This is a genomic window from Haloferula sp. BvORR071, from assembly GCF_000739615.1.
Classification (GTDB): Bacteria; Verrucomicrobiota; Verrucomicrobiia; order Verrucomicrobiales; family Akkermansiaceae; genus Haloferula.
Map to the genome: position 1 here is coordinate 298,619 of NZ_BATP01000022.1, position 10,072 is coordinate 308,690.

Genomic DNA, 10,072 nt, shown 5'->3' on the forward strand with positions numbered 1-10,072 from the left:
TGACGTTTTCGCTTTCCGGCAAGCGGTTCTTGCGTGTTCATTGCCTTTACCTTTCGTTCACCCAAATGCCTTATAGCACGGTCATTTTCGACTTCGACGGCACCCTCGCAGACACGCTCGAGGAGAGCCGCCGGATCTACAACCACTTGGCCCCGGAGTACCGACTCCGCGAGGTGAGCGCGGAGGAGCTGCCCGTGCTGCGGAATTTCTCGCTGCTGGAGCTGCTGGACCACCTCGACATCCCGAAGCGCAAGGTCCCTTCCCTGCTCTCGCGGGGCACCTCGCTGATGCGCGGCAATATCACCAATCTGCCGCTGATCTCTGGAATTGCCGAGATCCTGCCTGAGCTGCGCCAACGGGTGGATAGCTTCGGCATCCTGACCTCGAATGCCACGGCAAATGTCGATCTCTTCCTGAAGGCCCACGGCCTCCGCCAGCACTTCGACTTCATTTCCTCCACCTCGAAGCTGACCGGCAAGTCCAAGCACCTGCGGGCGATCTGCAAGACCTTCTCCGTCCGCCCGGAATCCATGCTCTACGTGGGCGACGAGATCCGGGACGTAAAGGCCGCCAAAAAGGCCGACGTGCCAATGGCTGCGGTGACCTGGGGCTTCAATTCGGCAGACTCCCTGCGGATCCTGGCACCGGAGCACTTGCTACACACCCCGGCGGAGCTCCTGGGGCTGTTCTCCGAGGGCTGAACTGCCCCGCAATTTCCGGGTTCGACATTCGTCGGGCCATCGGCAAGCTCCGCCTCCATGAATCCCGATCCCTCCATCTCCCCGCCGGAGCCGCAGGCCCCCGAACCCGTCGTCACCAAGCCGACGATGCCGCCTTCCGTGCTGATTCTCGGCTTCATGGTCGTGGTCCTGCTCGGGGTGCTGGTGGCGCTCGCCCTGAAGCCGAAGGACGCTGGCGGGAACGATACCGCCGCCACCGATGACCCCGCCATGCGGGACATGAAGGCGCGCCTGCAACTGATGCAGGAGAACGTCAATCAGGATCGCGCCAAGCTCGGCCTCTCCCCGCTCTACACCGGTGAGACCCGCGACTCCGCGGAGGCGATTGCCAAGCGCATCACCGACGACGCCGCGACTCTGGTAGCCCTGTCGAAGGGCGTGAAGGACTTGATCGCCGACAAGGATGCCGAGCGCGCCAAGACCGCCAAGGAACTGAGCGACGCCCTCCAGCTCCAAACGATCCTCCGCGAGAAGAGCGAGGCCCTCCAAAACCAGCTCAATCAGGCCCTGCTCGACGGCGCCAACGTGCCGAAGCTGCGCGCGGACCTCGAGCGCGCGACCAGCACGATCGACACGCTGCAGAAGGAAATCGCCCGTCTCGGCAAGGGCCCGGACGAGCTCAAGCAGATGCTGACCCAAGCCACATCCGAGCGCGACCGCCTGCGTGCCCAGGTCGCCGAGCTGCAGGCCCGGCTGTCCAAGACCTCGCTCTTCGCCGGCACCGAAGCCCAAATGTTCAAAGAAGCGGTCGAACTCTTCCGCAACCTCCGCCAACTCGAAGGGAAATCCGATTCCGAGATTGCCCAAGCTTACAGCCAATACGGGGTGAAGCTCGGCGCGGTTAGTTTCGGCAAGGTAGAATTCGTGACCGGCTCCTCCGAGCTCGCGCCGGAAGACATCGAACGCGTGCGCGGCTATGCGGGCGAAGCTGCGGACAATGCCTACATCGTCGTGATCGGCTACGCTTCCGAAACCGGCAATGTGGACAACAACCGCGTGCTCTCCTCCGACCGTGCCACCGCCGTGGCCCAGATCCTCGACGCCGCCAAGAAGCCAGGCCAACAGGTCCAAGCGGCCTACCTCGGCCAGACCGATCGCTTCGGCTCCAGCCGGCCCGAGCGCAACCAGATTTGCGAAGTCTGGCAGATCATGCCGAAGACTGCTTCTGCCAACTCCGTGCCTCCGCCGCCGCCAGCGCCGGGAGAGTGAACTTGGAGGGCGGAGCGCCGATCTGCCAGCGCCATTTCGAAGGCGAGCTTCCTTGAGAAGCTCGCCTTATTTTTGCCGTGATGCGCCGGATCTCCAAAGCCCGGCTCGCGACTGCTTGTGCGAAAAACCCCTACGCCGAACTCAGGAGATACCCTTGACCATCAAGGCGCATTAAGTTTGTCGGTTCGCGCTTTCTCGGATAAGAAGTCCGACAGGCCCTGCCAGCACACCCATGCGCCCCAAGACCTCCCTCTTCGCGGCTTTGTTCCTCCTTGCCCCGCGCCTCTTCGCCGGGGACCCGTCGAACCCGATCCTCTTCGTCACCCAGGTGCCGATGCCGGAGGAGGTGAACACGCGGACGGTGACCCAGAGTTACATGTCCTGTGTTTCGCCCTTCGGGAATCACCTTGGCGGCACTGCCTTCGCCGGACGCGGCGGCTCCTTGTGGGTGCGCTTCGGCCCGAATGCGACACCAGCACTCAATCACCAGCAGGTCGATCTGCTCGCTGGAGCCGATTGGTCAGCCATCCCCGGCGGCAAGCCCGACTTCAACACCGTGGCGGTGCGCAATCCGCATGTCCACTGGGGCGTGGGCCGGGCGATCTTCAGCATGGTGATCGGCGCGCCGACCGGCCCTGCGGACGACACCGAGTTCTTCTGGCAGTTGTACGAGATCACCCTGCCCACGCAGGCGCAGCTCAGTGCGAACGTGAAGCCGGTGATCACCAAGGTGGCGAACCAGCCGCCTTACAACAACATCATGCCGGCCTACACGCCGGATGATCAGATCATCTTCTCCAGCGACCGGCCCTACAATGGCCAAGCCCACCTGCGCCAGCGCGAGGAATACCTCGGGCTGCCAACCGTCAGCGGCTTGTGGAAGCTGAATACTGCCACTGCGAAGCTGCAACTCCTGCATCACTCGCCCAGCGGCTCCTTCAACGCGAGCGTCGATAGCTTCGGCCGGATCGTCTTCATCAACTGGGATCACCTCTCACGCGACATCGAGGCCGTGACCGACGAGCGCGACAGCGACGCCAGCTACGGTGAGCCGGCACCGAACACTTTCGGCGGCTGGTTCCGCACTGGCAATGGCTCGGGCAACTTCGCTGATGAAGGCCCCTTGGCGGACTTCGCGCCGGGAGTCCTCTATGGCACCGGCCCGCATCTCGACAATTTCCCGGAGCCGCGCAATGCGGACAAGCGCACGCTGCGCACCGAGTTTCCTTGGGCCGCCAATGTAAACGGCACCATGACCAATGTGATCGCCGGCACGACGACGAATGTCTTCATGCCCTGGATGATCCAGCTGGATGGCAGCGGCGGTGAGCTGCTGAATCACGTCGGACGCCAGGAGGTGGCTGCTGGCGTTACCCGCAAGAGTTTCCTCACGGACAACGCCCTGGTGGATCTCAACTCTGCCATCGCTCCGGGCTACGGCGGGCTGACCGTGCACAATGGCTTCGGCAACTTCTTCTCGATCCGCGAGGACCCGCAGCACCCGGGGACCTACTACGGGGTGGATGCCGTGGACCTCGGCTCGCATGCAGCCGGCCGGATCATCAAGCTCACGAATGCCGGGGGCGGTGTGAACCCGGACACCATGCAAGTTGGCTTCGTCACCGCGAATCCCGGCGCGCTCCCGATCGTGCAGGTCGGCATGCACGTGACCTCGCCGCCGACACCCTTCTCCCCACTGGCCTCACCGGTCACCGTCTATCGCACACCGCTACCGCTGAAGGATGGCAATCTGGTAGCCTCCACTGCGGCCGCGGACCGCGCCGATTACAACCACGGTACTTTGGCCACGCCGCAGTCCTGGTTCACGCCCTTCCGCATCCAATCGCTCAAGCCACAGACCACCGGCTCTTCCACCTATGTGCCGGATCTGACGCTCACCAGCGGCATCACAATCAGCTCGACTTACTTCGTGCCGGGTCAGGCGCAGGCGGTGACTTTCACCAATGTGCCGGCGTGGGAGCTTGATCCGGTGGAGGTGGTCAGCACGCAGCTTCCCGCAAACGTCCCGGCGGCGGGTGTCGATCCGATCGAGGCGGGGGCCTTCACCACCGCACAGGTTCACTTGCCGAGCTTCAAGAAGTGGCTGACGGACCATAACTACGCGCTGAGCGTGAGCCGCAATGTCCTGAAGCGCGACCAGCACGACCGCCAGCAGCCCTTCAACCTGCGCAATGCCTGGAGCGGCCAGCAGCTTGTCGCCACCGGTAGCAGCGGCACGGTTTACAATGTCGCTTGGTCGCAATTCATCCAAGCCGACCTGCGCCGCGGTTATCTGTTGGGCGGTGCCACTCCGGCACCGGGACGGCGCGTGATGGCCACGCCGATGCATGACGGCTTCAGTGAAAATCTGGCCACACCCGGAGCACCACCGGGCGCGGTGAAGCTGGGGAATGACAGTTCGGTCGCTGCCATCGTGCCTGCGGGCAAGGCCTTGACCTGGCAACTGCTCGACAATGACGCGAACCTGACGGCCCAAGTCCGGGAACGCTTCTGGGTGACTTTCCAACCGGGCGAGATCCGCACCTGCGCAAATTGCCATGGCATCAATACCGCGGACCAAGCCGGTGGCACCACCCCGACGAACACGCCGCAGGCCCTGCTCGATCTGCTGGCCTACTGGAAGGGCAACCACCCGTCCGGCACGCTACAATCGGCAGACGCGCTGCTGAGCTACATCAAGTCCGCATCCTCCGCCGAGGTCGCGGTGCAGCGCACTGGCGGATCGATGGGTCCCGCGAGCGTCCAATACGCGACCCAAAACGGCAGCGCGGTGGCAGGCACGGATTTCACCGCGACATCCGGCACGCTCAACTGGGATGATGGCGATACGGCGCCGAAGATCGTTTCGATTCCCCTGCTCCACCCTACTGCCACGGGACCCACGAAGAGCTTCGACCTGCAGCTTTCCTCGCCGGTGTATGCCAGTCTGGGAGCACCCGCAGTCGTCACCGTCGATCTAACGGAAGCTCCGCTCGATGCCTTCCTCTACACTTGGTTTGGCAATGGCGCGAACCAAGCAGGTGGCGGACTGCCGGAGGATGACGCGGATGGCGATGGCCAGAGCAACGAAGCCGAGTTCATCGCCGGGACCTCACCGGTGGATGCATCATCGGTGCTCGCCTTGCACATGACCCTCGAATCCGACGGGCAAATCCATCTGAGCTTCCAAGCGCTCGCGGGCAAGGCCTACACCATCCAGCACAAGGTTGACCTCAACGATCCGGAGTGGGAGGTGGAAGCAAGTATCGCGACTTCCGCATCCACCCACACCGAAGAGCTGGTGATTTCCCACGGTGCAGAGGCCACTGGTTTCTATCGTCTGGTGACGCCTCAAGCACCCTAAGACTGGCGCCCTGCGAGCCGTCCCATGGAGTGCGGCGGCACGACGCTGCTTGGGCTGCGAGTAGATGCCGCTGCGGTCAACGGTTCCGGATTGGCAGGAAGAAAGTCCTCACCAAGCCAAAGCGGCGTCGTGCCGCCACACTCCATCACCAGAGGGCCTTGCCCATCCTCACATCCCGCTCGCCTTGATCTTCGAGAAGCCCACTGGCCCATCTTCGCCCTGTGCCGTATAGCGCCGGATTCCGATGCAGCCTTCCGCGAAACTCCCATCCTCCACCTCGATCTTCGGCGTGTCCATGTCACCCACAAACACCCGGATCGCCTTGCCTTCCGCCTCGACGCGGATCGCGTAGGGCTCGCCTTCCTTGACCTCGAAGGGCACGCTCTTGAGCTGAGTCCACTTGTTGTCGGCCTTACCCAGCACGATCTCCTGTTTCTCGATGCTCACCCCGGCATAGTAGCCGCGATAGATATCCGGCCCGAGTGCTGCCTGGCTAACACGAAAGAGTAATCCGGCATCGCCCTTGTCGCTGAGCTTCACCGTGCCGTCATAGACCAGATCGGAGAACACCGCGCCCGGCACCACCGCCTTGATCCCCGGCGTGCCAGCGCTCTTCGGATTCTGGTTGCTCACTCCATAGAGCACCCCCTCCTTCGCGAACCAGCCGCCGCCATAGGGCACCCAATCCTTGAACTGACCCTCGCCGAACTTGTCCGCAAAGGACTCCACCGGCGCACCCGGCTTACCCACAACCGGCAGGCTGGTCATGCGCAGCATCCCGGCACCAAAGGGAATCAGCGTGAGATTCTCTTCAGGAGCCGCGGACGCCACCGGCGATTGCGGCGGATCATAGACCACGGCACCACTCGGCACCAGGCTCCAGTCGATCTTCTTCGCCTTTACGCTCAGGCTCACCGGCGTCTTCGAGCGGGCAAAGGGATTATCCGGCAGCGCACCTGCCGACTTGAATTCGAAGGACGCGGCGGGATTCGCGGGATCCAGCACCAGGGCATAGTTCCATGCCGACTCTGGGAGGATCTCATAGGAGTCGAAGCCGAGCTTTGCCCACTTCGCATTGCGGTCATCCTTCTCCTTCGCGTAGCTCTTGTGCTCTTCCTTGATGCCGAGCGCATAGACGAGCGGCCCGCGGGTCACGGACACGCTGCCCTTGATCCCCGGATGCACCTGCACCTTCATCGGCAGCTTGAGCAGGACTTCATCGCCCTGCTTCCACTTGCGCTCGATCCGCGCGAAGCTGCCGGCCTTTGGGGCAACCTCAGCTTGGCCGTTAACCGTTAGAGAGGCGGCATCGCACCAGCCCGGAATCCGGACTGAAAGCGGGAAGCTCACCTCAGACGGCGTGGCGATGCGGATCTTCACCGTATCGCCGAAGGGATAGTCGGTCTCCGCGCGCAGCATGATCTTCGAGCCGTCACCCACCGTGGCGCTCCGCTCGGTGGGTGCCAGCGCCAGCATCGCCAGGCCCTTGTCCGGAGTGGCGGCCCAAGAGTTCTGCACGAACTTCGGCCAGCCCATGTGGAAGTTGTAGCAGCAGCAGTGGAAGCCGGAGATCGGCGAGGGCACGTTGCCGTTGTCATAGTCCTGGTTGAAGCCCTTGCTCGCCCGCACCGCGATCGCGTTGTTCGGCACGCAGTAGTACACGTGCTGGTGGATGTCCTCTGACAGCGAGCCCGGCAGTGCGTTGTAGGCCATCCGCTCAAGGCTGTCGCCGATGCTGGCATCGCCCAACACCCGCAGCGCCGTGGCATCGCTCAGCATCCGCTCCACCACCGAGCAAAGCTCAATGCCCTGCGTGGTCGACTGCCCGGCGAGGAACTCAGTGCCGGAGTTGATGCCCACCGCGAGACCGTGATCGCGATCCAGATTGGCGACACCCGCGGCATAGGCCTTGCGGTCCTCTTCCTTGCCGGAGCGCTGCGAATACACCGCCGGCATCTTCAGCGCCTGCGGCACATTCACCCCGTGCTTCGGCTGATAGTCGTCGCCGAACTGCAGGAAGCGGTTGTTCGTGAAAATGTCGGTCCAGGGATAGGCCTGCTGCGCCAGCTTGTCGGAGAGCGTCAGCAGCGACGCCTCGCCGGTGCGGTTGTAGAGCCAGAAGATGTTGTCGATCTCGTCCCCCGCGCGGGCCTTGCCCCAGTCGCGCAGGTGATCGCCATCGATCTTCGAATTCATGTAGGCGTAGTACTTCGTGAGGAAGGGAATCACCCGCGCATCGCCGGTGGCTTCCTGGTAGTCCCGCAGCAGGTAGTTCACGACCATCCGCGGCCACCAGTCCAGGTTGTCCTTGGGTCCGTAGAAACCGCTATCCACTTGGGTCGCAAGGATGTCATCGATCCAAGCCTTGGCATCCGCCTCCAGCTTCTTGTCGTCGAGCCCCCAAGCGAGCGACACGAGGCCTTTCAGGTAATAGGGACCTTTCTCCCAGTTCTCGCCCTTGCCCCCACGCCAGGCGCTGTCCTTGCTCACGGCCTCCAGCAGCTCGCCCGCATGACCGGTCAGACCGTCGCGCTGGAGCTCGAGCTGGTGCTTCAGCCAGCCCTGCGGCCTCACACTGCCCAGCGGCAGCGCGGTGAAATGACCCTTCTCCAGCGGCGCCTTGTTCCCAGTCGGGGCAGTGGCCGGGTCAGCCAGCGAAACGGAAATTCCCAAGAGGACGAGCGGGCTGGCGGTGGCGAGAAGCTTGCGGGTGGTCATCGGCGGAGCGGGGTTACGGGCGGATTCTGGAATTCATTCACCATATTTCAAACCTGTTTGACCTGTTGACACAGATCAATCGGGAAATTCCTTGGGCCGAGCGACAAAGAAGCAGTTAACCGCGAAAAACGCGAAATCCCGCGAAATTTGAAAAGCCCGGGAGAAAATGCCCTTGGTCCCATGCCTTTAGATTTCGCGGATTTTCGCGTTTTTCGCGGTTGAAAATCCCGGCCCCCGGCACCCTGCGTATCAACGTCACCAGAATCAATTTCCCCTTGCCTGAAAATCCCCTCTGCCCGCTACTCCCCGCCGTGATTCCGAACGTCCTCGCCGAGCGCTACGCCTCCCCCGCCCTGCAAGCCATCTGGTCCGCAGAGGGCCGCATTGTCCTCGAACGCGAGTTCTGGATCGCCGTGATGAAGGCCCAGCGTGAACTCGGCCTGGACATCCCGGAGGAGGCAATCGCCGCCTACGAAAAGGCCAAGGACAGCGTCGATCCAGGCTCGATCATGGCTCGCGAACGGGTCACGCGCCACGACGTGAAGGCCCGGATCGAGGAGTTCAACGACCTCTCCGGCCACGAGCACATCCACAAGGGGATGACCTCGCGCGACCTCACCGAGAACGTCGAGCAGCTCCAGGTTTACCGCTCGCTCCTCGCCATCCGCGACAAGTCAGTGGCCGTGCTCCACCGCCTGCGCTGCCGCGCCGAACAGTGGGCCGATCTGGTGATCACCGCACGCACGCACAACGTCGCCGCGCAGCCGACCACCCTCGGCAAGCGGATCGCGATGTTCGGCGAGGAAATGCTCAGTGCCTTCCACGCGCTGGAAGACGTGATCGCCCGCTACCCTGTGCGCGGCCTGAAGGGCGCGGTCGGCACGCAGATGGACCAGCTCTCGCTCTTCAATGGCAATGCCGAGCAGGTCCTCGATCTGGAGAAGCGCGTGGTCAATCACTTGGGCATGCCCTGCGTGTGGACGAATGTCGGCCAAGTCTATCCGCGCTCGCTGGATTTCCGCGTGGTCTCCGTGCTCACCGATCTCGCCAGCGGCCCCTCTTCCTTCTGCCGCACCCTGCGCCTGATGGCCGGTCACGAGACCGCCAGCGAAGGCTTCGCTCCCGGCCAGACCGGCTCGAGCGCCATGCCGCACAAGATGAATTCCCGCTCCTGTGAGCGCGTGAATGGCTTCCACGTGATCCTCAAGGGCTACCTCGCCATGGCTTCTGGCCTCGCCGGTGACCAGTGGAATGAAGGCGACGTCTCCTGCTCGGTGGTCCGCCGCGTGATGCTGCCGGACGCTTTCTTCGCGATCGATGGGCTCTTCGAGACCTACCTGACCGTCCTCGACCAGATGGACGCCTACCCCGCGGTGATCGGCAAGGAGAACGCCCACTACCTGCCCTTCCTGATGACAACCACCATCATGATGGAAGCCGTGAAGGCTGGCGTCGGCCGCGAGACCGCCCATAAGGCGATCAAGGAGCACGCTGTCGCCACGGTGAATGACCTCCGCGCCGGCAAGACCACCGTCAACGACCTCGTCGCCCGCCTCGCCAACGACGAGCGCATCCCGCTTGATCAAGCCGCCCTTGCCGCAATCGTCGCGGAAGGCGAGAGCAATGCTGGCGCGGCCCGGGCGCAGATCACGCACTTCGAGCGCGAGATCAACGCGATCGAGAAGCGCTACCCGAAGGGCGCGGCGTATGCGCCGGGGGCGATCCTGTGATCGCGCTACGATTTGGAGGGGCGCCAAGCCAAAAGCTTCAGCCCCTTCACACACCGAAATTCAGCGGCATTCGCTGTAACCAAGGTCGCAGCGATGCTACGTGCCTGCACTGCGATCAAGAGATCAAACGGCCCGATGGGAGTGCCTCCCGCTTCCAGATCTGCCCTGATCTCGGCGTAGTGATGTGCGGCGCCGAGGTTGAAATCCACAATCGGGAATGGTGACAGGAAGTCCGCCAAGCGGGCCGCGTGTTGTGGACGTGTTAAATTCTTCTTCACGCCAGTCCACAACTCCGCGACCACGATCATCGG

6 protein-coding genes are annotated in these 10,072 nt (G+C 63.2%); 4 read left to right on the forward strand and 2 right to left on the reverse strand.

The window, feature by feature from the left end:
- Positions 1 to 65 precede the first annotated feature (65 nt).
- The 3 genes from BV071_RS11420 to BV071_RS11430 all read left to right on the forward strand — a co-directional run bounded on the left by BV071_RS11420 (position 66) and on the right by BV071_RS11430 (position 5,313).
- Positions 66 to 701, forward strand: a complete 636-nt coding sequence (locus tag BV071_RS11420; protein ID WP_035606589.1) for an HAD hydrolase-like protein — start codon at positions 66 to 68, stop codon at positions 699 to 701.
- A gap of 57 nt (positions 702 to 758) precedes the next feature.
- Complete coding sequence (locus tag BV071_RS11425) at positions 759 to 1,949, forward strand: OmpA family protein (RefSeq protein ID WP_035606591.1); 1,191 nt, start codon at positions 759 to 761, stop codon at positions 1,947 to 1,949.
- Positions 1,950 to 2,181: 232 nt separating this feature from the next.
- Complete coding sequence (locus BV071_RS11430) at positions 2,182 to 5,313, forward strand: Calx-beta domain-containing protein (protein ID WP_035606594.1); 3,132 nt, start codon at positions 2,182 to 2,184, stop codon at positions 5,311 to 5,313.
- Between the two features lie 168 nt (positions 5,314 to 5,481).
- Here the strand turns inward: BV071_RS11430 and BV071_RS11435 are convergent, their stop codons facing one another.
- Positions 5,482 to 8,031 carry a beta-L-arabinofuranosidase domain-containing protein gene (locus BV071_RS11435; RefSeq protein ID WP_052573162.1) on the reverse strand — a complete coding sequence of 850 codons (2,550 nt, stop codon included), beginning with the start codon at positions 8,029 to 8,031 and terminating at the stop codon, positions 5,482 to 5,484.
- A 275-nt stretch (positions 8,032 to 8,306) separates the two neighbouring features.
- Between BV071_RS11435 and purB the strand changes: the two genes are divergently transcribed.
- Positions 8,307 to 9,761, forward strand: coding sequence for an adenylosuccinate lyase (purB, locus tag BV071_RS11440; RefSeq protein WP_265594340.1), 1,455 nt, complete (start codon positions 8,307 to 8,309; stop codon positions 9,759 to 9,761).
- A gap of 5 nt (positions 9,762 to 9,766) precedes the next feature.
- On the opposite strand, the gene BV071_RS11445 is transcribed toward purB, so the two are convergent.
- The gene (locus tag BV071_RS11445; protein ID WP_052573163.1) at positions 9,767 to 10,069 is read right to left on the reverse strand and encodes a type II toxin-antitoxin system VapC family toxin; all 303 of its coding nucleotides are present in this window, start codon (positions 10,067 to 10,069) and stop codon (positions 9,767 to 9,769) included.
- Between the last annotated feature and the right edge of the window lie 3 nt (positions 10,070 to 10,072).